The following is a 22,500-nucleotide window of genomic DNA, read 5'->3' as shown; positions in this document are numbered from 1 at the left end:
TACTGAATTCACAGCCACAGAAAGGTGCAGCATGTTTAGTGTGGAAAAGGTCGGGAATGATCGGCTGGACATTGCAATGAGCGGCAAGCTGGATTCCCAGACGATGGGGCTGGCACTGGATGAGCTTCTGGACAAATCTGCTGAAATTGAACACGGTAAAATGTTGTTTGATGTTGTGGATTACCATTTGCCTTCCCTGGGTGCCATTGGTGTCGAACTGTCCCGAATTCCTGCCATGATGGGGTTCATCCGAAAATTCGATCGGGCTGCAGTGTTGTCTGATCAGAATTGGGTCAAAAAAATCAGTGAGCTGGAAGGCACATTGATGCCCGGGTTAACGATTAAAGCATTCAGCCGGGATCAGCGGGAGGACGCTGTAACCTGGTTAGAATATGCCCCGGAATAAACAAGCGCGGAATGCAGCGTGAAATAAGGATAATTGTTGTTTGTATGTATCATGTGATGTTTGATGTAGACGGAACTTTGATTCAGTCTTGTGAGTTCGATGAGCACTGCTTTCTGATGGCTGTGAAAACGGTCACCGGGCTGGATTTGAACCGCAGATGGGAGAACTATCCGCATATCACAGACCGGGGTATTCTGCGTACATTTATTGCAAATCAGGCACCGGAAGAAGAATTAATCAGCCTGGAAAAGCGAGTGAAGGTGGAATTCATTCAAAACGTTCAGTCTCGCCTGAATCATCGTCCGGCGCAGGAAGTGAGTGGGGCGAAAGCATTCTTTCATCATTTGCTGGCAGACGAGCGGTTTCTGGTGTCCGTCGCCACGGGCGGCTGGGGGGAAACCGCATTACTGAAATTGCAATCTGCCGGTTTTTACACAGAGAATCTGCATCTGGCTTCTTCAAATGATCATTATGCCCGCACGCAGATCATGCTGATGGCCAGAGAAAAAGCAGGGGATAAAGACGATTTACCACTGACCTATTTTGGTGACGCGGTATGGGATCTGAAAGCCTGTCAGGAACTGGGGGTGAATTTGGTGATTGTCGGGCAAAAAGTAAAACATGCCCAGATGATTAATGATTATCACGACATGGATAAGTTACTCCGCTTTATTGCCTCCTGACTCGATACATTCAATGGGGTGGTTGGCGTGAACATTTTCAGAGAAAAGCATGACGGAAGTTGCTATGGATTCAAAGGAAGTGATGTCGGTTTACAATCAGTGCGAGCGGATTGATATTGAGATACCGGGGTTTATCAAATCCTCATCTCATGGTGTGGTCAGATTTCGTTCCGATACCGGTCAGGGTGGGTTTATTTCTTTTTATGATTTACCGGAAACTGAACTGGATACCGTCATTCAGAGGGAAGTCGCTTATTTTTCACAGTATTCAGCTCAGTTTGAATGGAAGACTTACAGCACGGATACGCCTGCGAATATCGGTGAACACCTGATTGCGCATGGATTTCAGCGTGAAACCTCAGAGGCTTTCATGGTATTGGATCTGGCTGCCGTGAATGTGGCGGATAGTGCACAAAATATCATTACAGAAGTGCATGATCTTGAAGGGATTCAGGATGCAATGGCCGTCCAGGAAAAGGTCTGGAAAACTGATCAGAGCCATCATTTGGCGAACCTGCATTATCTGAAGCAGACGCAACCTGATACCGTTTCTATATATGTCATTTATGAGCAGGGTGTTCCTGTCAGCTCCGCCTGGATTATCTTTAATGACGATAGCCCGTTTGCTGGTATTTGGGGTGGAAGCACCCTGGAAGTATGCCGGGGTAAAGGTTACTACACCGCTTTACTGCAAAAACGGATTCAGGATGCAAAAAAAAGAGGAAAACGATATTTAACGATCGATGCGTCTCCAATGAGCAAGCCAATTGTTGAAAAATATGGCTTTTCTCTGATTGCTGAAACGGTGCCTTATATTTACCAGCCTTAACTTAGCCCATCATCTCTGAGGAAAGCTTTAACCGCTCGTTCTGAAGCTTCTGTCCTGAGAAACCAAGTCTGTGTTCCAGCTGTTTGGTTGATATTTGAATCAAAAATTAGTCAGCCTGCGTCCTGTTTTCTATCTAAGCTGTATCAGGAAAACAGAGCGCTTCTGAGTACGTCTTGTGGTGAATAGGCGGAGGTAAGATGGACAGAAAATATGTGATTTCAGGTTTGATATACGCAATTTTGGGCATGAGTCTGGGGATTTATATGGCAGCATCCAATAATCATGGTCAGATGGTGACTCATGCCCATATCATGCTTGCAGCCTTCGTGGTTTCTTTCATTTACGGTTTATGCCACCGGTTATGGCTGACGAATGGATCCGGCAGATTAGCCAAAATTCAGTTTCTGATTCACCAGGTTGGGGTTCTGGTATTGGTGGTGGGTCTGTTTCTTTTGTACGGGAACTTCATTGCAATAGAAGTCATTGATCCTGTGCTTGCACTTGCCTCTGTTGCGGTATTAATCGGGATGATCTTAATGACAGTGTTGTTCCTGACTTCAGGAAAATGAAAAAGGCGAAGAATGCTTCGCCTTATCGGATTGTCACTGACTCTCTGTGGGGTTCTTTTGAGTGCCAGCAGCTTTTTCCTTTTTCGCTTTTTCTGCAGCTTCTTTTGCTTTTTGCTCTTCCAGTACACGCTTAGGTGTGGATTCTTCTTTCACCCTTAAGCGGTAAGCCATGGCGTAACCCCAGCTGGATGATGGCCGGGAGAGCAGGGATTCCAGAACTTTCGTGTTCACTTCATCAAATTTACCCAGTGCTTTGGCCGTTTTTCCCGAGGAAGCAATATCTTCATCAGCCGGCGTATTCACGATGATGTCTGCTGCTTTCTTTAACGCTTCGGCATATTCTTCAGGATCGTTGAGATCATACTGAGAAATTTTCATTTTCTTCTGTAAATACTGTGCCCAGTAATACTGAAGGTATGGGATCGACATCGGCCGGATCAGCGGGTTGACGGTCGGATAGTCTTTATCTGGGTCGTTATAGGCAATATTGCGCAGGAAAAACACCAGTGACAGATATTTATCATGCTTTAGCTGTTTCATTCCAAGGTACTGGGGAAGATCAGAAGGCTTGATTTGTTCACCGCGCGTATTATAGAGCCAGATTTGCCCGGCTTGTTTCATGGCATCCCATTTCTCATCAATATCATCCCCGGCCAGATTATGTGTCACTTTGACCAGCACCGGAACACTGGTTCCACCATTGGGCATATCCCAGAAGGTCGAGAGAATATGATGGCCGGAAAGCAGATAAAGTGTTTTTCCGTCTGGCGCGACCAGCACGGTCGGCAGGGCATCTTCCTGACTGCCGAACGGTTTCTTACAGTGATAGCTCTCCAGATCTGTGGGTTTGGAATTATCATCCCAGCTTTGTATGCCTTGTCCGCCATTGGTCAAACAAAGGTCATCATAAAGCTGCGCAGGACGTGCCTCATAGCGTCCCAGACTGGCAAAAATTCTGTCGTAGGCCAGAACCGGCTGTGTTGGCAGAATTTCGTCGAGTTTCACGGTCAGAACATCGCCCACCTTGATGCTTTTTTCTGCGTTGTCATCGCTTGCAGCCTGGGAGGAAGTTTCTGATACGGCTTTTTCATCCTGTGCTGCGAAAGTCGGCGTCGTGATCGCAGAACTCAGAAAAAGGGCGAAGAAGCAGGCTATACGATGTAATCGCATGGGGACTCCTTACTAGTCATCGTGGCAAATTGAGTGTAGCAAACTGCTAATGGTTGAATGTATAAGAAATAATACTGAAGTTCGGGTGGGGACGTATCAGACTGATGTCAAAACTGTGGCAGTTCATCCCGGCCAGGAGCCGGGATAAATAGGTTCAGGCGAAGCGTTGTTCCAGATAGCGGATAATATCGTTTGATTCATACATCCATTCAATCTGGCCATCTTCTTTTTCGATACGCAGGCAAGGCACTTTTCGTTTACCGCCGCCATTGACCAGTTCCTGTTCAAATTCAGGCTTTTTGGCATCACGGGTTTGCAGCGGTAAAGCCAGCCGTTTTGCCTGACGGCGGACTTTGACGCAAAACGGACAGGCGTCAAACTGATACAGGTGAAGCTGTTCCACAGCCAGATTGACGGACTGTTGCTCAGCTTGTGTTCGTTTCATTGCTTTTGGGGAAAAGAGGGCATTGAGTAACAGGATCACTCGGCCAAGAATCCAGCGAATCATTTTCATCGTGTTGTACTTCTCTGTGGTTCTGATTTTGAAGCCGGGATTGTATCTCAATGCGCACGGCTACGTCATCCGGGTAAATGAGTCGGGAAAACCTGCCGGAGAGTGTCAAAGTATTGGCGAATTGGACGGGAAATTACTCGTTCTGTTGATGATTTCTGTGCCAGCTAAATTAGCCTTTTCTTACTGATAATTAAAATAGTTAACTTGTGCACAGTTGACATCAGCAAGCTTGAAAAAAGGAGAAGAGACACTATGATCCGGGGTAGTGTTGGATGAACAAAGCAAAGAATATGGTTGTTGAGTCTGAAGGTTATCACGCATTAATCGAGTACTTTACGGAGCACCTGAGTGTGTTTGAAGCGTCAGGTACGGATGTGTGTGAAGAAACCGTAGAAAATGTTGTCACGGATCTGATCGCTACCAACCTCATGGCTGTTTTTGGCCAGAACCCGGATCTGAAACCAGATTTTCGGTTCAAGTTGATGCAGGAAGCGGATGCTGTTCTGGAAGATATGACAGAAATTTTGGGGGGCTTGTGGCTCAAGCATCCGGGTATTGAGCAGATTACATTCCTGGAAGACTATATCAGTCTGGTGAAAAACCTGTTTGACAGTGTCATCAGTGAGCAAACTTCAATCGCCTGAAATCTTTCCTCGTATTTGTTAAGAAACGTATCAAAAAAGCAGCCAAGTGCTGCTTTTTTCTGTTTTATCAAAGTCCTAACTATCCGTGCTTATTGTACTTTTTTGTCAGTTGACATGAATTTGTCATATTCCCTGCGTATTTTATCGACGGGAATAAATGAGAATAAGATCACAATTGTCTGGCCGATACCGTGTGATGCACCAGAAGCGAACAGCCAGCAATTCTGACATCGACAAAGGTTCATCATGACAAGAAAACGTTCACATCAGACAAGGCTGTCTGTCGTGTTTTTAATTCAGTCAGTTTTTCTGCTGTTGGTGATCATCGGCGGATTGCTGTCTTTTTTCGGAAATCAGGGTCTGAATCGTGTTTCAGCCCAGTTTGGGCTGCTGAGCCAGCAGGCATTACCAGTTGCAACATTAAATGCAGAAATGGTGAAAGGTTCGCTGGCTGCTGCGCAAAGTCTTACAGAGTTGATGAACAGTACTTCGCTGGAAAATCTGGATACCGCTTTGGCATCTTTGAATTCTCATGAACAGAAAGTTGAAGACGCAGTGGCTCAACTGGAAAACCTGGCAACGGAAAACAGCATTGAATGGCTGTCTGATAATGTAAAAGATTTCAGGAAGGATCTGGCTGCATTTCATCTGCTGGTCGATTCGGTTTATCAGACCCAGCAACAAATTCTTACCAACCAGTCGAAATTAGAAACTGATAAAGCGACCATGAACTACGCGATCACATCGGTCCGCTCCGAAATGAGCCGGATCAGCATTGGCTTGTATGCCGGTGATCAGTCGGCCATGGGGCATGTGACGAATTTTATCAATCATTCGCAGGAGATGGGAACCAACATGGTTGCTTTACTCTTCGAGAATGATCTGTCGAAAGCAGAAAACCTTGCGAAGGATCTGAAACGTACGAACTTATCCGGGATGCAATTTGCCTGGAAAGAACTCAATCGCGTCAACCCGGAAATCTCGGAATATGCCAGCCTGACGGTGCCGTTCGAAATGGTACAGGGATTGTTTTCAGAACAGGGTATGGTTGCGTTAAAGCTTCAAACCCTCAGGCTGATTGAGGAACAATCGCAGAAAGCAGGACAGGCGAAAGCTCAGGTCAGCCAAATCATGCAGCAGTTGAATACGCTGGAGGATGGTGCAGCCCGGATGATGCAGCAAAGCGAACAGGGTGTTCTGACTGCGGGAGAAAATGCCAAACTGATTTTTGTCATGCTGAGTGTCGCTGGTTTGCTGATTGCTGTTGCCAGTGGGGTCTGGGTGAGTAAAACCGTGCACCGGTCACTGCAGCGACTGGATGATGTGGTGAAAGCAAACAGTCAGGGAGATTTGACGGCCGTTGCCGATGAGAACGCACCGCGCGAATTTGCAGAGTTAGCCTGTCTGCTGAATCAGTCGAACCGAACGAACAGCCATGCGATGTCTCAGCTGAATCATAACAGCCAGACGCTGATGCAGGCAGCGGAACGCAGTCAGACGGCCTCAGCACAGTCGCGCCAGGCCCTGAGCCAGCAAAGTGATCAGTTAAGTGCCATTGCGGCGGCGATTACTGAGCTGGAAGCGTCCATCAAGGAAATCGCTCTCAGTACAACAGAGTCGGAAGCGGAAGCGGAAGCGGCAAATACGCTGGCACAAGATGGCGTGGCGATTATCAGCCGCAGTACCGATCGCTTGCAGGCGCTGGATGCTCAGTTTGCGCGCAATGAAGCCTGCATGTCTTCACTGGACGAGCACGTGAATAAAATCACGGAAGTGGTCGAACTGATCAGCGCGATTGCGAATAACACCAACCTTTTGGCATTGAACGCTGCTATTGAAGCAGCCCGGGCGGGCGATCAGGGCCGTGGTTTTGCCGTGGTGGCGGATGAAGTTCGCAAACTGGCCAGTCAGACCAGTCAGCAAACGGAGTCGATTCGTCTGACTATTGAAGAGCTGCACCGGGCTGCCCGGGATGCAAATACGGCCATGCAGGAAAGCCGGAGTGAAATGACGGCTTCGATTTCGCTGAGTGGAGAAGTCGAGTCTGCAATTCACAGCATTCAGGGCGCGATTGCCCGAATCACCGACAAGGTCATTACGATCTCCGCGGCAACGCAGCAACAGGAAAATGCCTCTGTCGAAGTTGGCCGCAGTGTAGAGGGCGTTGCGGCTCAGGCGAATCTGAATAACCAGCAATTGTCGACGCTGGTTGAAGAAGCCGGCAAAGTGGCCGCGATTGCCCGTGAGCAACGGCAGATGCTCACCCGTTATCAGATTCAGGAAGATCAACCGCAGAAACCTTTCTGAGTGCCTTGTCACCGGATAAGCAACGCCAGTAGAATGCTGGCGTTTTTTATTTCCGGATAATATTGCAATGCGTATACACGCTGTACATAGCCTCTATGACGCACGCCTGGCGCGTTCGACTCGTCCATTTCTGGCCCGGGGCGGTAAGGTCGCACGCTGTAAATTCTGTATGCTCCGAGAGCACCTGTGTATTTGTGAGCTCAAGCCTCAGCTTGAATCTGAAGCTGCCTTCATGCTGATCATGTACGATGACGAAGTACTGAAGCCCAGCAATACTGGCCGTCTGATTGCCGATCTGTTTCCTGATACATTTGCCTACATTTGGTCTCGCACTGAGCCTGATCCGGCCATGCTTGAAGTCCTGGCTGATCCGCAGTGGCAGCCATACGTGATTTTTCCGGCAGAGTATGGCGAGCCTGAACGTGTGGCAAAAGAAGTGACGCTGGCACCAGGAAAACGTCCATTGTTTATTCTGCTGGACGGGAGCTGGGCGGAAGCCAAAAAGATGTTCCGGAAAAGTCCGTATCTCAATCAATTCCCAATGCTGTCAATTTCTCCGGAGTCGCGGTCCCGTTATCAGGTTCGTGAAGCGGTGAAAGATAATCAGTTGGGGACGGCAGAGGTGGCGGCCCGTATCGTCGATGTTTTTGGTGAGCAGGAGAATGCCAGAATTCTGGACCTCTGGTTTGATGTGTTCCGGGAAAGTTATCTGGCGGGTAAGCTGAATCGTCCGTTACCCGAGGATTCAGCTATCCGGCAGTTACAACAGGAATTTCAGCCGGAAATGGCAGTGGAGTGATTTTGCCCGTGCTTTCAGGACTTGCTTTCACTAAATGTGCGCTGACGCTGATTGATTGATAACTAAATAAGGCATCTATCACAGTCTGTAGACCCGGATGTATGGATAATTTTCACAGCGTAAAATAATGGAGACAACAATGTATTACGGCTTCGATGTTGGGGGAACCAAAATTGAATTTGGTGCTTTCAACGAACAATTGGAACGTGTTGCAACAGAGCGTGTTGCAACGCCTGGCGATGATTACGAAGCGTTGATTGATACGCTGGTGGCGCTGATCAAAAAATCAGATCAAACCTTTGACTGTGAAGGTCAGATTGGTATCGGCATTCCCGGCATGGAAGATGCGGAAGATGGCACGGTGCTGACGTCGAACATTCCTGCGGCCAAAGGCCGTCATTTACGTCGGGACCTGGAAAACCGTCTTGGTCGAAGCGTCAGTATTGATAACGATGCTAACTGTTTTGCTTTGTCAGAGGCATGGGATGAAGCGCTGCGTGATGAGCCATCCGTGCTGGGGCTGATTCTGGGAACAGGATTCGGCGGTGGGCTCGTTTTCAATGGCAAAGTGTTCTCCGGGAAGAATCATGTGGCCGGCGAGCTGGGCCATACCCGTCTGCCTATTGATGCCTGGTTCCATTTGGGTGAGAAAGCACCGTTGTTCACCTGTGGTTGCGATAATAAAGGCTGTATCGATAATTACCTGTCAGGCCGTGGTTTTGAACAGCTCTATGCCCATTATTATGGTGAAAAAGTTCCGGCAATTGAGATCATTGAGCATTTCCGACAAGGCGAAGCGAAAGCCGTTGAGCACGTGGAACGGTTTGTCGAATTACTTGCGATTTGTCTGGGCGGCTTGCTGACCGGCCTTGATCCGCACGTGGTTGTGCTGGGTGGCGGTCTGTCGAACTTTGATTACTTGTATGAAGCTTTGCCGAAGCGCCTGCCAAAACATCTGCTGTCTGTGGCACGTGTACCGAAAATCATCAAAGCCAAACACGGTGATGCTGGTGGTGTTCGCGGTGCGGCATTCCTGAATATCAAAACAGCCTGATCGCAGTTCGTAAAGGTTGAAAGCACCCGGGCGGGTGCTTTTTTATTGGCAAGTTGAACCAGCAGGGATAAAATCCCTGCTTTTTCGTATTCAGGGCGGCAATATGGCGTTTTCCGGGTTAGGGCTTCAGGCTGAAATTTTATCTGCAATTGCAAAGCAAGGGTTTTCCGAGCCGACGCCGGTGCAGCAACTGGCGATTCCTGCGGTGCTTGCAGGTAAAGATGTGCTGGCGGCTGCACAGACTGGCACAGGAAAAACCGCCGCTTATGGTTTGCCTTTGCTGCAACAAATGCTGATTCAGTCTGAGTTGCCACAGCGTGATAACCATGCCGCACCTGTCCGGGCATTAATTCTGACCCCGACCCGGGAACTGGCTCAGCAGGTTCAGGATAATCTGGCCGCTTATGCCGATGATTTATCGCTGACATCTGTAGCCGTCTACGGCGGGACCAGCATGAGTGTGCAGACCAAAGCACTGAGAGCAAGACCGGATATAGTGGTTGCCACACCGGGACGGTTGCTGGATCACGCGCATGTGGGCAACCTTGATCTCAGTCAGGTGAACTATCTGGTGTTCGATGAAGCGGATCGCATGCTGGATATGGGCTTCAAGGAAGAGATTCAGCGGATTCTGAAACGGATGAAAGCACCGCGTCAGACATTGCTGTTTTCTGCGACGTTCTCGAAAGCCGTGAAAGAACTGGCTTACCGGATGATGAAAGAACCTGAAGTCATAGAAGTGACACCAGCCAACACCACGGCAGAAACCGTGAAGCAGATTGTTTATCCGGTTGATAAGCATCGTAAAGCTGAGTTGCTGGCCTATCTGATTGGTTCCCGGAACTGGGATCAGGTACTGGTGTTTACCAAAACCAAGCAAGGCTCCGATGCGCTGGTTAAAGAGCTGAAACTGGACGGCATCAAAGCGGCATCGATCAATGGTGATAAAAGCCAGGGGGCCAGACAGCGGGCGTTGGATGATTTCAAATCAGGCCAGATCCGTGCACTGATTGCGACAGATGTTGCAGCGCGCGGACTGGACATTGAGCAGCTGTCATATGTCGTGAACTTCGATCTGCCGTTTCAGGCAGAGGATTACGTGCATCGTATCGGGCGAACAGGCCGTGCGGGCAGTGAAGGTCTGGCAGTGTCGCTGATGAGTCTGGATGAAGAATGGGCGCTGAAAGCCATTGAAGATTTGCTGGATACCCGTTTGCCTCAGGAATGGCTGGCAGGCTATGAACCGGATCCCTCGATTGCACCGCCTGAGCATGCCCCGAAAGGACGCTCGGCAGATAAGCGTCGCATGAAGAAGCAGCTCAAAGTCCATCAGGGCAGGGGCAAGCGCTCAGCAAGACGTTAAGCTGTGCCATGCTGATATGAAACATGAAAAAAGCCACTCAGATTTGAGTGGCTTTTTTATAAGAGGCGGAAACAGATTTATTTCACACCGGTACAATGATCAATTGCGTTTTGCATGATTTCTCTGGCGCTTTGCTCGCAAGGCGGCAGTGCCGCGTCAGACTGGGCGATTGGTGTGACACGTTGGCCCCAGCGGATAATGCTGGCACCCCAGGTCAGGCCCGCACCAAAAGCTGCAGACAGGATCGTATTGCCTGGTTTGATGAACCCTTGCTCGACGGCTTCGCACAACGCAATCGGCACGGTGGCCGCAGAGGTATTGCCGTAACGGTGAATGTTCACAAAAGCTTTCTCTAACGGAATGCCGGTATGATCGCAGAGCGCTTCAATAATGCGTTTATTCGCCTGATGAGGAATCACAACATCAATGTCTTCTTTACTTAGTCCTGCACGCTCCAGGACAGTGCTGGCGGCTGAGCCCATGCCGCGGACAGCCCGGCGGAAAATTTCACGGCCGACAAAGTTAAATGTAAAGTGTCCCGGATCCGGATCAAAACGATCCATAGATGTCCCGAAATCTGGAATCGCCAGTACATCACGCCCTTCAGAATCACAGCCCAGTTGCGACTCCTGAAGACCAGTGTTTTCTTCAGTCCGGCTCAGGACGACCGCACCGGCACCATCACCAAAGAGCACGGCAGTATCACGTTTACTCCAGTCAATCAGCCAGGACAGACGCTCAGCACCAATGACCAGCGCATGACGGTAATTTCCCAGCTGAATCAGACGTGTTGCGGTTTCCAGACTGTACAGAAAGCCGGTGCATGCAGCGTTTATGTCAAATGCTGCAGCTTGTTGAGCTCCCAGTTCGCGCGCGACTTTAGAGGCAATGTTTGGCAGTAAGGTATCCGGAGAACAGGTCGCAATGATGATCAAATCCAGGTCACTGCCAGTCAGGCCAGCTGCCGCCAGTGCGTGTGTCGCTGCAACTTCGGCCATTTTGGACGTGTCAACATGACTGATTCGACGTTCCTGGATACCGGTACGGGTCTGAATCCATTCATCAGTGGTATCGACAAACTGACTGAGTTCATCATTGGTCAGTACTGCGGGAGGGAGGCACTTGCCCCAACCGGTAATTTCAGCGTGGTACATAGCGATTCTCTGTTTTGATTATGATTTCAGGCAATTGATAAGCCTGATTATGAATTCGGGTGTCTTCTCTGCGCTAAAATGCAGGAACATCGTCGAAAGAGTTTACATGCAGTTTGTTATCTTACTCCAAGCACTGGGTGACTCCAAGCAATCAGGCCAGAGATTTGTGCTCATTATCAAAGCGTTGGCGTTTACGCGCAGTGTCTTCCATGCATAATGAAATGAATAAAATTGTCAGCAGGAACCTTGAAGTCATGATACGCGTGGGCACCATTGGCACAAACTGGATCACAGACCGCTTTATTGAGGCTGTGCTGCAAACCGGAAAATTGAATCCGACAGCTGTTTATTCAAGAACAATAGAGCATGCCGAGCACTTTGCCAGAAAACATGGCATCAGACATTGCTTTGACCAGCTTGAAGACATGGCAAACAGTGATTTGATTGATGCCGTCTATATTGCCAGCCCCAATTCACTGCATGCCGCGCAGGCAGAGCTGTTTATCCGGGCCGGGAAGCATGTCATTGTTGAAAAGCCGATGGCTTCGAATATTGAAGAAGTGGACAAACTGATTGCACTGGCGAAAGCACACAATGTCGTTCTGTTTGAAGCACTGAAAACAACCTATATTCCCAATTTTGAAGTGATTCGTAACAGTCTGAATAAAATCGGCCGTCTGCGGAAAGCCTATTTTAATTTTTGTCAGTATTCATCCCGTTATGACAAATACCTCAATGGTGAAAATCCGAACACCTTTAACCCTGAATTTTCGAATGGTTCTCTGATGGATATTGGGGTGTACCCATTGAGCGTGGCGATTGCATTGTTTGGCGAGCCGATGAGTTTTACCGCTCAGGGAACATTACTGGACTCCGGAGTGGACGCGCATGGCACACTTGTTTTGCACTATGGCGACTTTGATGCGGTGATCAGTCACTCGAAGGTCAGCGACAGTATGCTCCCTTGTGAGCTTCAGGGCGAGCAGGGCACTCTGGTGATTGATGCGATCGCGGATTGCAAAAAGGTCGTAATTTACCGGAAAGATGAACCGGAGGTGACGTTGTCACGATATCAGGCAAAAAATACCATGCAGTATGAAGCCGCGGCATTTGCCCAGTTAATCGAAGATGAAATGTACGCGCATTCAGGACTGGAGCGCAGCCGTATTGTTCACAGTGTGATGACGAAAGCCCGGGATATCATTGGTGTTCGTTATCCAGCGGATTAATAGAAATCAGGCGTTAAAAAAGGTGGCCGTCTGGCCACCGGAAATCGAAGAGATTGTTAAAAGCATGAGTATGAATCCCCTGACGATTCGATGTGATTGCGTCGAAACGGCAGGGGATCTTGTGATGATGCTATGCGAAGTGGTTACCAGAAGAAGTAAGCCACGGCGGTCAGGAATGCAATGGAGACGATGTTCAGGTAAACACCGGCGCGCATCATTTCTTTCTGTTTGATGTGGCCTGAACCGAACACAATGGCATTTGGCGGCGTTGCAACCGGCAGCATGAAGGCACAAGAAGCAGCCACACCAATCAGGACAGAGAGAAGAACCGGAGATACACCGAGCGCTTCTGCGACTGATGCGAATACTGGGACTAACAGCGCCGCACTGGCTGTGTTACTGGCAAATTCGGTCAGGAAAATGACGAAAGCAGCAATCACCAGAATGGAATACAGCATACCGGCCTGATCAAGGAAGCCGCTCAGGCTGTTCGCCATGAAGACACTGGTTCCCGTTTGTTTGAGTACATTGCTCAGGCAGATACCACCCCCGAACAGCAGCAGTACACCCCAGTCTGTGGTTTTCTCGATTTGTTTCCATTCCACGACCCGTGAGGCACCTAACAGCGCAATAGCAAACAGCGCGATCAGCGTATCAAAACTGCTGAGTCCGCCCAGCATGGCATTGATTGGCTTACTGAAAATCCACAGACAAACGGTCAGAATGAAAATTGCCAGCGTAATTTTTTTACCATTCGTCCACGCCACGGGTTTGTGGTCCAGTTCGAAGGTGTGGTTCAGATCCGGTTTCAGCAGGAAGTAAAGAACCGTGACGGCCAGTGGCAACATAACAATGGTGACTGGCAGGCCGAACATCATCCAGTCAGTAAAGCTCAGACCGGCTTCTGCTGCGGCAATCGCGTTCGGCGGGCTGCCGACCAGTGTTGCGATACCGCCAATACTTGCGCAATATGCCACACCCAGCAGGACGAATACATAGGTATTGCGCTGGCTTTTGGCATCCACTTTTGCCAGAACACCCAGCACCAGCGGCAGCATCATTGCAGCCGTTGCGGTGTTACTGATCCACATCGACAGACCGGCTGTGACACCAAATAACATGAAAACAGCGACAGACATTTTACCTTTTGCCATGAGCAGAACTTTATCTGCAATGGCTTTATCCAGTTCCTGGCTTCGCAGTGCTGCAGCCAGTGCAAAACCACCCAGAAACAGGAAAATAATCGGGTTGGCAAAGTTACCCAGTGCAACAGAGGTGTTGAACACGCCAAAACCAATCGCCAAAAGGGGAACAAGCAAAGCGGTAATGCTGACGTGGACGGCTTCTGTCAGCCATAACACGGCGACAAAGGCGAGAATACTCAAACCTGTTGCGACGTTTTTATCAACGGGCAGTGTATTGAGCAGAACAAAAAAGAGGGCGATATCTGCGAGCAGAATCAGGCTGTTTCGATCAAACAGCCACTGTTTCAGTGTGAGTGCTAAGGCTGTCATAGAGGTTCCTTCAGATTGACTGTTGTTATCATATGTCGGTTATTCACGAAGCGAATTTGTGATCACTTTGTGTCGTCGGTGTGAAATGTTGCATTTTTTTAATCGTTTGTTAACGCGTTTGTGGGCGCTCAGGTGAGAAGAGGCAGCTTTTGTGACGTGGTGTTTTTTGAATGTGTGGGAATCCACCCACTATTGTCAAAACTGTAGTTATGGGGTGCTGCCGGTTGGATGAAAGCTAGACAGGTTCTGCCTGTTTCAGGTCATGCCGAAAAGTGTAACGTCTTGAGCCTGAGCGATTTCCGTCGCTTACTGTTGCTGACCGGGTGGGACTGGCTCTTGCCGGAGCGGCGGCAGGACTGGCTCGGGTGACGCCGGCTCTTGCTGAGGTTCAGCAAAAGATGGCTGACTGAAAATAGGTTCCTTCGGACCCGGGAAACGGGGCTGTTCGTCCAGAATGTAAAGGTCCAGCCAGGCTTTCACTCTGGCAAATACTTCTCTGAGTCTGATCTTAAAACCAGCCAGTCCGCGGGGCTGAGGGACCGCGAGACAGATAGCATCAATATTTTTGTGGGCGGCAATAAACAGGGCTCGCTCGCAATGGAACTGTTGGGTGATGAAGGTAAGGCTGCTGGCTTCAAAGACATCTTTGGCGCGAATGACAGAGTCCAGTGTCCGGAAACCAGCATAGTCGAGGACGATGGCTTCATCAGGAATATCGGCTTTCAGCAGGTCACGTTTCATGGTCCAGGGCTCATTGTATGAGCGGTGTGCATTATCGCCGCTGAGCAACAGGATTTGGATCTTCTTTTCCCGATACAGCCGGACAGCAGCATCCATTCTGAAGTTGTAATAAGGGTTGAGGTTGTGGGCAATGTATTTACTGGTTCCCAGAACCAGACCAACGGTCCGTGCAGGCACTTCCGCTGTTTCTGTGTAGATACGATCAGCTGTTGTCGCTGCTACCCAACGGTCGAGTACCAGAAACAATCCAAAGAGAACGATGAGAAAGATGGCTGCAAATCGCAGAACTGAACGCAGCTTCATAATGGTCTAAAATGCATAAATCACCTCAATTTATTTCATTAAGTGTACCTTAATCCGTTGATAATGTTGTGTAAAAATCTGGTCATACATGATGGCGATTTCGCTGGATTGGTGAGCGATTCAACAAAAAACCCGCCATTGGCGGGTTTTTCATCAAACGTGCAGCATATTTATCAGAATGATGTCCGTTTGTAACGACGGTAGCCGGATTCCCAGAAGTTCGTTTCAATCTTTTCTCTGATACGCTCATCTGTATTCTTCGGCGCTTTACCTTGTGCAACCGCTTTCTTCGCCACGGAAAATGCAATATGGCGAGATACATTCTGGATATCTTCCAGTGGTGGCAGCAATGCGCCAGTGCCGTTAATTGCCAGCGGTGAACACTCAGCCAGCGCACGGCTACTTTCCATCAGCATTTCATCGGTGACGCGGCGTGCGCCGACAGCCAGCACACCCAGTCCGATCCCCGGGAAGATGTAACTGTTATTACATTGGGCAATCGGGTAGGTTTTGCCGTTATAGACGACAGGCTCGAATGGAGAACCAGTTGCCACCAGCGCCTGTCCGTCTGTCCAGCGGATGATATCGGCAGGCATGGCTTCCACACGGCTGGTCGGGTTCGACAGCGGGAAAATGATCGGACGCTCACAGTGTTTGTGCATTTCACGAATCACATCTTCACTGAACAGGCCTGGTACACCAGATACGCCAATCAGAATGTTTGGTTTGCCATTACGCATAACATCAAGCAGGGAGATGTTACTGTCATCGGTTTCCCACTCGCTTACACTCTGACGGGTCTGAACCAGTTTCTTCTGGAAATTGACCAGATTTGGCATGTCGTCCAGCAGTAAGCCCCAGCGATCTACCATGAAGACCTGACTGCGCGCCTGTTTCTCAGAAATTCCTTCAGACACCATTTGTGCAATGATGGCTTCTGCAATCCCGCAGCCTGCTGAACCCGCACCCAAGAAGGTGACACGTTGTTCAGACAGTTTGCTGCCAGCCGCTTTACATGCAGCCAGCAGAGAGCCGACAGTGACGGCAGCCGTTCCCTGAATGTCATCATTGAAGCAGCAGACTTTGTTTTTGTAGCGTTCCAGCAATGGCATCGCATTCTTTTGTGCGAAATCCTCAAACTGGATCAGCGCATCTGGCCAGCGGCGTTTCACTGCCTGGATAAATTCATCAACAAAGTCATCGTATTCTTTGCCGGTAATCCGGGTATGACGCCAGCCCATGTACATCGGGTCAGACAGGCGCTGCGGATTGTTCGTACCCACATCCAGAACAACTGGCAGGGTATAGGCCGGGCTGATCCCGCCACAGGCGGTATACAGAGACAGCTTACCAATCGGAATACCCATACCGCCAATGCCCTGATCACCCAGACCAAGGATTCGTTCGCCGTCGGTCACCACGATCACTTTTACGTTGTGGCGGGATGCATTGTTGAGCATATCTTCAATGCGATCACGGTTCGGATAGGAGATAAAGAGACCACGACCACGGCGGTAAATGTTGGAGAAATTCTCACAAGCGGCGCCAACAGTCGGGGTGTAGATGATTGGCATCATCTCAGTGATATGATTTTCAACCAGTCGATAAAACAGGGTCTCATTGGTATCCTGAATGTTTCGCAGATAGATATGCTTATCCATATCATTATCAAACTTCAGGTATTGCTGGTAAGCACGCTCTGTTTGTTCTTCAATACTTTCAATGGCTTCTGGCAGCAGGCCTTCCAGGTTGAAGAACATTCTTTCTTCGACTGAGAACGCACTTCCTTTATTCAGGAGAGGAGTTTCTAGCAGGGCCGGACCGGCGTAGGGGATATATAGGGGTCTTTTATCGTCTTTCATGTAATAGACTCTGTTTTCGGCTGAAATTTTGGCATTTCTTTTTATTGAGTGGCACATCGTAGTCCTAACAACCACTATATTCAAAGAGAAAATTCAAAAATATTGTTAAAATGATCAACATTTTCAACTTTTGTTGAACAAATCAAAGTTCAGCACAAAAATGTCCATATCGTAGGATAAAAGTTCGATATTTGTTTCTTGGGTGGGGTAATTTGCTGTTTTCAGGTCGATTGGTGTCGTTGCAGTTGGTTATTGGGGTGATTGTCAGAAATATACTCTGCCTTCACCCGTTCAGTTTGCTTCTGTCGCATCAACAGAATAATGCGGGACTATTCTGAGGCGCCAGCCTGGGCAGAGAATTTGGCTTTGATAAACGTTGCGTGGTCAACGTAAATCAGCTCTGAAACCTGCCTGATAACGGCTTCTTCCAGCGGATCCAAAATACCGTCTGCGAAAGCGACCTGCCACATGGCTTCAATCAGACGATAGCGATCGTCTGCGGATAAAGAACGTAGCTTGCTGGTGAACTCATACACCGAGACCGACTGTTCGCTTCGGGTCTGCGCTTCATGCAGCAATGTCCTGGCCTGAATATCATCTGTTTCGAGCAATTTCATCAGCAGGTGGATTTTTGCAGTCTCTTCGTTGGGATCCCGGTTATGGTCCGCATTGGCAACTTCACAGAGCAACGACGCGATTGCAAGATGGAGGGCTGGTGTATCAACAGCACCATCATCACTGCCATCATTCATGATCTGGCGAAAAAGAATACGCAATTGCTGGAACATAGCCATTTTCCTTTTAGTTACTTACCTATTTATCATTGCAGCCCTGTCAGAAGAAAAGCAAGAGATTGTTGAGTTTCATGTTGATGCTGGCCTGATGAATACAGAAGTCTGTGGTAGAATCGCGCCAGTTTTACGAAGAGCATGTTCAGGTTACTTCTTGTTTTCCTTACCTGAACGACTTACTGATACAAGCAGGAATTCACTTGACTCAGTCTACAACGCCTCAATCTGAGCGAACAGAAGTTCGCAACAGTGAAAAAACATTGAAAGCCGCCATTCGAGATTGCCTGATCCGGGATCGCTTCCGTCTGCTCAAACGAGTGCAGGGCGCGGCAAAAATTAAGAACGAACAGGCCCGACATGCCGTGTTCGATGAAATTGCGATGGACATTGCACGTTCAATGCAGTCCGTTGAGATCCGCCGGAACAGCTGTCCGGCGATTACTTATCCGGAACAATTGCCGGTCAGTCAGAAAAAAGACGACATCGCGAAAGCCATCCGTGACCATCAGGTCGTGATTGTGGCCGGTGAAACGGGTTCGGGTAAAACCACGCAGTTGCCGAAAATCTGTCTGGAATTGGGTCTGGGGACGACTGGTACCATTGGTCATACGCAGCCAAGACGCCTGGCGGCCCGTTCCGTTGCCAACCGTATTGCTGAGGAACTGGGCTGTGAAATGGGCTCAACCGTTGGTTATAAGGTTCGGTTTAACGATCAGGTTTCTGATAAAACTCAGGTCAAGCTGATGACCGATGGTATCTTGCTGGCAGAAATTCAGAATGATAAGTATCTGAATCAGTACGACACCATCATTATTGATGAAGCCCACGAACGCAGCCTGAACATCGATTTCATTCTGGGCTATCTGAAGAATCTGCTGCCAAAACGCCCGGATCTGAAAGTGATCATTACCTCGGCGACGATCGATCCGGAACGTTTTTCGAAGCATTTCAGTAATGCGCCGATTATTGAAGTTTCTGGCCGGACTTATCCGGTTGAAGTCCGATACCGTCCGGTGATGGATGACAGTGACGACAGCGATCGCGACCAACTGCAGGCAATCTTTGATGCTGTGGATGAGCTGTGTGATGAAGGCATGGGCGATATCCTGATCTTCATGAACGGTGAGCGGGAAATTCGTGATACTGCCGATGCACTGAGCAAACGAAACCTGAAACATACTGAAATTGTTCCGTTGTACGCACGACTGTCTGCCAGCGAGCAAAACCGGGTGTTCCAGTCACACAGCGGCCGCCGGATTGTCTTGTCGACCAACGTGGCTGAAACATCACTGACCGTTCCGGGCATCAGGTATGTAATTGACCCGGGTACAGCCCGGATCAGCCGGTACAGCTACCGCACCAAAGTTCAGCGATTGCCGATTGAGCCAGTCTCGCAAGCCAGTGCAAACCAGCGTAAAGGCCGGTGTGGCCGGGTTGCAGCGGGTGTCTGTATCCGTCTGTACTCTGAAGAAGACTTTCTGTCCCGTCCGGAATTTACGGATCCGGAAATTCTCCGGACCAATCTGGCATCCGTTATTCTGCAGATGACAGCCATCGGGCTGGGTGATATTCAGGCTTTTCCATTTGTTGAGCCGCCAGATAACCGCAACATTCAGGATGGCGTACGTCTGCTGGAAGAGCTGGGCGCTATCAATGCAAATGCCAAAGATCCGCGGAAGCGTTTAACGGAAGTTGGCCGTCAGCTGGCAAAGCTGCCGATTGACCCGCGTCTGGCACGAATGGTTCTGGAAGCGCCGAAGCATGGTGCTTTGCAGGAAGTGATGATTATTGCATCTGCGCTGTCGATTCAGGATCCTCGCGAACGTCCTCTGGAAAAACAACAGGCATCGGATGAAAAACACCGCCGTTTTTATGACAAAGATTCGGATTTTCTGACCTTTGTGAACCTGTGGGATTACCTGAAAGAACAGCAAAAAGCCTTGTCGGGCAATCAGTTCCGTAAGCAGTGTAAAAGTGATTATCTGAATTATTTACGGGTCCGTGAGTGGCAGGATATCTACTTCCAGGTTCACCAGGTGGTCCGTGAGCTGAAATTGCGTCATAACGATGAACCAGCCAGTTACCCGGCTGTACATACGGCGCTGCTGGCGGGGATGCTGTCGCATATCGGTCAGAAAGATCAGGAGAAGAATGAGTATCAGGGCGCGCGGAATGCCCGGTTCAATATCTTCCCCGGCTCAGGCATTTTTAAGAAACAGCCGAAATGGGTCATGGTGGCAGAGCTGGTTGAAACCTCGAAACTCTGGGGACGTATTGCAGCCAAAATTCAGCCGGAATGGATTGAGCCACTGGCACAGCATCTGATCAAACGCAGCTACAGTGAACCGCATTGGGAGAAAAAACAAGCTTCGGTCCAGGCCTTTGAGAAGGTTAGTTTGTACGGAATTCCGATCGTTCCGAAGCGGAAGGTGAATTACGGCAAGATTGATCCGGTGATCAGCCGGGAGATTTTCATTCGTTCCGCGCTGGTTGAGGGGGACTGGGAGACCAAGCACAAGTTCTTCCATCAGAACCGTCAGTTGCTGCGTGAAGTTGAAGAGCTGGAGCACAAGTCCCGTCGTCGTGACATTCTGATTGATGATGACGCCTTGTATGAATTTTACGACCAGCGGGTTGATCATACTGTGGTTTCAGGACGCCATTTTGATACCTGGTGGAAAGAAGCATCAAGTAAAGATAAGGAATTGCTGAACTTTGAACGCGATATGCTGTTCAGAGGGGATGCGAGCCATGTGACGGAGCTGGACTATCCGAACTTCTGGCATCAGGGCAGCCTGAAACTCAAACTGAGTTACCAGTTTGAGCCGGGCGAGGATAACGATGGTGTGACCGTACATCTGCCGTTGCCTGTTCTGAATCAGGTTGAGCCGGACGGTTTCGACTGGCAGATTCCAGGGTTACGTCATGAGTTGGTCGTAGCGCTGATCAAGTCATTGCCGAAAACATTACGGCGTAACTTTGTGCCGGCACCCAACTATGCTGATGCGGTATTGGCTCGTGTTCAGGCGATGTCTGCGCCGTTGCTGGATGCTTTGGAAAAAGAACTGAAACGAATCACTGGTGTCACCGTCTTGCGTGAAGACTGGAATCTGGATCAGGTGCCAGAGCATTTGAAGATCACATTCCGGGCTGTGGACCACCGCAACCGCAAATTGCGTGAAAGCAAAGACCTGTATGCGCTGAAAGAGAGTCTGAAAGAAAAGGTTCAGGAAACCCTGTCTCAGGTCGCGGATGATGACATTGAACAGAATGGACTGACGACCTGGAGTTTCGGCGCATTACCTGAGCGTTATCAACAAAAGCGTGGCGGATTTGAAGTCAAAGCTTATCCGGCAATTATTGATAACAAGGACTCTGTCGGGATTAAGCTGTTTGAAACGGAAGAAGAGCAGCGTACCGCCATGCAGCAGGGACAGCGACGTCTGATCCTGTTGAATGTGCCGTCACCGATTAAGTATCTGCACGAGAACCTGCCGAACAAGTCAAAATTAGGTCTTTATTTCAACCCGTATGGACGGGTCATGGATCTGATCGATGACTGTATTGCCTGCGGGGTGGATAAGCTGATTGAACAGAAAGGCGGTCTGGTTTGGGACACGGAAGCTTTCGCGGAATTGAAAGAGTATGTCCGTGCCGAGTTGGGAGATACTGTCGTTGACATTGCCAAGCAGGTTGAATCGATTCTGACGACAGCGTTTAACATCCATAAAAAGCTGAAAGGAAAAGTCGATTTCACGATGGCGTTTGCTTTGTCTGATATCAAAGCCCAGATGGAAGGATTGATCTTTAAAGGCTTTGCGACCGAGAGTGGCTGGCGTCGTTTGCCGGATATTCTTCGCTACATGAAGGCGATTGAGCGCAGAATGGAGAAACTGCCGATCGATCCGAATAAAGACAGAATGCATATACTGAAGATTGAGTCGGTGGCTCATGACTATCAAGAGTTGCTGAATAAGATCCCGAAAGGCCAGCCTGTTCCGGAGAAGGTGAAAGAAATTCGCTGGATGATGGAGGAATTGCGGGTCAGTTATTTTGCTCAGCAATTAGGCACGCCTTATCCGGTGTCGGATAAACGTGTCCGGAATGCAATATCGGAATGTTGATGATGATTCTATTCATGTAAATTTCATCGATGCTTCAACATATATCAATAGATGGCGAGTGAGAAACTCGCCATTTTGTTTCTGGTTGCTTTTTGAGCAAATTTATTTTTCAGTAAATTAAGATAAATAAATGTTCAACATGAAACACTGGTTTCGCAGCAGTACCTTTTCGGGTGAATAAAAACCCGTTTGAAGTTCACTTGTCTAACGAATTGATATAATGCTTCAAACATAAAAAATTGGAGTGATTACTCTTTTTATGGCCATTCATCAGGTACAGTGAAAATTAAACGCTTGTTAGAGTTGGATTTAATTTTCATCAATACTTATTGAGAAGTAAAAAATTATTAAACATACATTCTCTATTGATTTATTTGGTTTTTAAATTGTCTATATTCTCAATTACAAGTATTTTCATCACATCATCTTATCGTACGCAAAAAT

18 protein-coding genes are annotated in these 22,500 nt (G+C 48.7%); 11 read left to right on the top strand and 7 right to left on the bottom strand.

Annotation, left to right across the window (positions count from 1 at the left end; all coding sequences use genetic code 11):
- The first annotated feature begins 31 nt into the window (after positions 1–31).
- The 4 genes from SPK40_RS04295 (at position 32) to SPK40_RS04280 (ending at position 2,487) form a co-directional block, all read left to right on the top strand.
- Complete coding sequence (locus SPK40_RS04295) at positions 32–406, top strand: STAS/SEC14 domain-containing protein (RefSeq protein WP_330959543.1); 375 nt, start codon at positions 32–34, stop codon at positions 404–406.
- Positions 407–450: 44 nt separating this feature from the next.
- On the top strand, positions 451–1,089 hold the full coding sequence (locus tag SPK40_RS04290; RefSeq protein WP_248140368.1) for an HAD family hydrolase: 639 nt from the start codon (positions 451–453) through the stop codon (positions 1,087–1,089).
- 64 nt (positions 1,090–1,153) lie between these two features.
- Complete coding sequence (locus SPK40_RS04285; protein ID WP_330959542.1) at positions 1,154–1,918, top strand: GNAT family N-acetyltransferase; 765 nt, start codon at positions 1,154–1,156, stop codon at positions 1,916–1,918.
- A 197-nt stretch (positions 1,919–2,115) separates the two neighbouring features.
- A complete protein-coding gene (locus SPK40_RS04280) occupies positions 2,116–2,487 on the top strand; it encodes a TonB-dependent receptor (protein ID WP_248140366.1) in 372 nt (123 codons plus the stop codon).
- Positions 2,488–2,520: 33 nt separating this feature from the next.
- On the opposite strand, the gene SPK40_RS04275 is transcribed toward SPK40_RS04280, so the two are convergent.
- The gene (locus tag SPK40_RS04275) at positions 2,521–3,657 is read right to left on the bottom strand and encodes a ParB/Srx family N-terminal domain-containing protein (protein ID WP_248140365.1); all 1,137 of its coding nucleotides are present in this window, start codon (positions 3,655–3,657) and stop codon (positions 2,521–2,523) included.
- Between the two features lie 154 nt (positions 3,658–3,811).
- On the bottom strand, positions 3,812–4,171 hold the full coding sequence (locus SPK40_RS04270) for a glutaredoxin family protein (protein WP_330959541.1): 360 nt from the start codon (positions 4,169–4,171) through the stop codon (positions 3,812–3,814).
- A 290-nt stretch (positions 4,172–4,461) separates the two neighbouring features.
- On the opposite strand from SPK40_RS04270, the gene SPK40_RS04265 reads away from it, so the two are divergent.
- From SPK40_RS04265 to SPK40_RS04245, 5 genes are all read left to right on the top strand, one after another.
- Positions 4,462–4,815: a DUF3802 family protein gene (locus SPK40_RS04265; RefSeq protein WP_248141645.1), complete on the top strand. Its 354-nt coding sequence runs from the start codon at positions 4,462–4,464 to the stop codon at positions 4,813–4,815.
- Between the two features lie 246 nt (positions 4,816–5,061).
- Entirely contained in the window at positions 5,062–7,122 is a 2,061-nt protein-coding gene (locus tag SPK40_RS04260) for a methyl-accepting chemotaxis protein (protein WP_330959540.1), read from the top strand.
- 67 nt (positions 7,123–7,189) lie between these two features.
- Positions 7,190–7,921 carry a tRNA-uridine aminocarboxypropyltransferase gene (locus SPK40_RS04255; RefSeq protein WP_330959539.1) on the top strand — a complete coding sequence of 244 codons (732 nt, stop codon included), beginning with the start codon at positions 7,190–7,192 and terminating at the stop codon, positions 7,919–7,921.
- A 139-nt stretch (positions 7,922–8,060) separates the two neighbouring features.
- On the top strand, positions 8,061–8,975 hold the full coding sequence (nagK, locus tag SPK40_RS04250; RefSeq protein WP_330959538.1) for an N-acetylglucosamine kinase: 915 nt from the start codon (positions 8,061–8,063) through the stop codon (positions 8,973–8,975).
- Positions 8,976–9,078: 103 nt separating this feature from the next.
- A complete protein-coding gene (locus SPK40_RS04245) occupies positions 9,079–10,338 on the top strand; it encodes a DEAD/DEAH box helicase (protein WP_330959537.1) in 1,260 nt (419 codons plus the stop codon).
- 77 nt (positions 10,339–10,415) lie between these two features.
- Here SPK40_RS04245 and SPK40_RS04240 read toward each other — a convergent pair whose 3' ends face one another.
- On the bottom strand, positions 10,416–11,498 hold the full coding sequence (locus SPK40_RS04240; protein ID WP_330959855.1) for a ketoacyl-ACP synthase III: 1,083 nt from the start codon (positions 11,496–11,498) through the stop codon (positions 10,416–10,418).
- Positions 11,499–11,746: 248 nt separating this feature from the next.
- On the opposite strand from SPK40_RS04240, the gene SPK40_RS04235 reads away from it, so the two are divergent.
- Entirely contained in the window at positions 11,747–12,721 is a 975-nt protein-coding gene (locus SPK40_RS04235; RefSeq protein WP_330959536.1) for a Gfo/Idh/MocA family protein, read from the top strand.
- A gap of 143 nt (positions 12,722–12,864) precedes the next feature.
- Here SPK40_RS04235 and SPK40_RS04230 read toward each other — a convergent pair whose 3' ends face one another.
- The 4 genes from SPK40_RS04230 to SPK40_RS04215 form a co-directional block, all read right to left on the bottom strand.
- Positions 12,865–14,235, bottom strand: a complete 1,371-nt coding sequence (locus SPK40_RS04230; protein WP_330959535.1) for an SLC13 family permease — start codon at positions 14,233–14,235, stop codon at positions 12,865–12,867.
- A 306-nt stretch (positions 14,236–14,541) separates the two neighbouring features.
- Positions 14,542–15,279 (bottom strand): SanA/YdcF family protein, encoded by a 738-nt coding sequence (locus tag SPK40_RS04225; RefSeq protein WP_330959534.1) that lies wholly within the window; start codon positions 15,277–15,279, stop codon positions 14,542–14,544.
- A gap of 173 nt (positions 15,280–15,452) precedes the next feature.
- Complete coding sequence (locus SPK40_RS04220; RefSeq protein WP_248140356.1) at positions 15,453–17,141, bottom strand: NAD-dependent malic enzyme; 1,689 nt, start codon at positions 17,139–17,141, stop codon at positions 15,453–15,455.
- Positions 17,142–17,470: 329 nt separating this feature from the next.
- Positions 17,471–17,929, bottom strand: a complete 459-nt coding sequence (locus SPK40_RS04215; protein WP_248140355.1) for a tellurite resistance TerB family protein — start codon at positions 17,927–17,929, stop codon at positions 17,471–17,473.
- Between the two features lie 203 nt (positions 17,930–18,132).
- Here SPK40_RS04215 and hrpA point away from each other — a divergent pair, with 203 nt between their 5' ends.
- Positions 18,133–22,056, top strand: a complete 3,924-nt coding sequence (gene hrpA / locus SPK40_RS04210; RefSeq protein ID WP_248140354.1) for an ATP-dependent RNA helicase HrpA — start codon at positions 18,133–18,135, stop codon at positions 22,054–22,056.
- Positions 22,057–22,500: the final 444 nt, after the last annotated feature.

This window comes from Photobacterium sp. 53610, assembly GCF_036409375.1.
GTDB lineage: Bacteria > Pseudomonadota > Gammaproteobacteria > Enterobacterales > Vibrionaceae > Photobacterium.
This window is presented reverse-complemented; position numbering and strand designations above follow the sequence as displayed.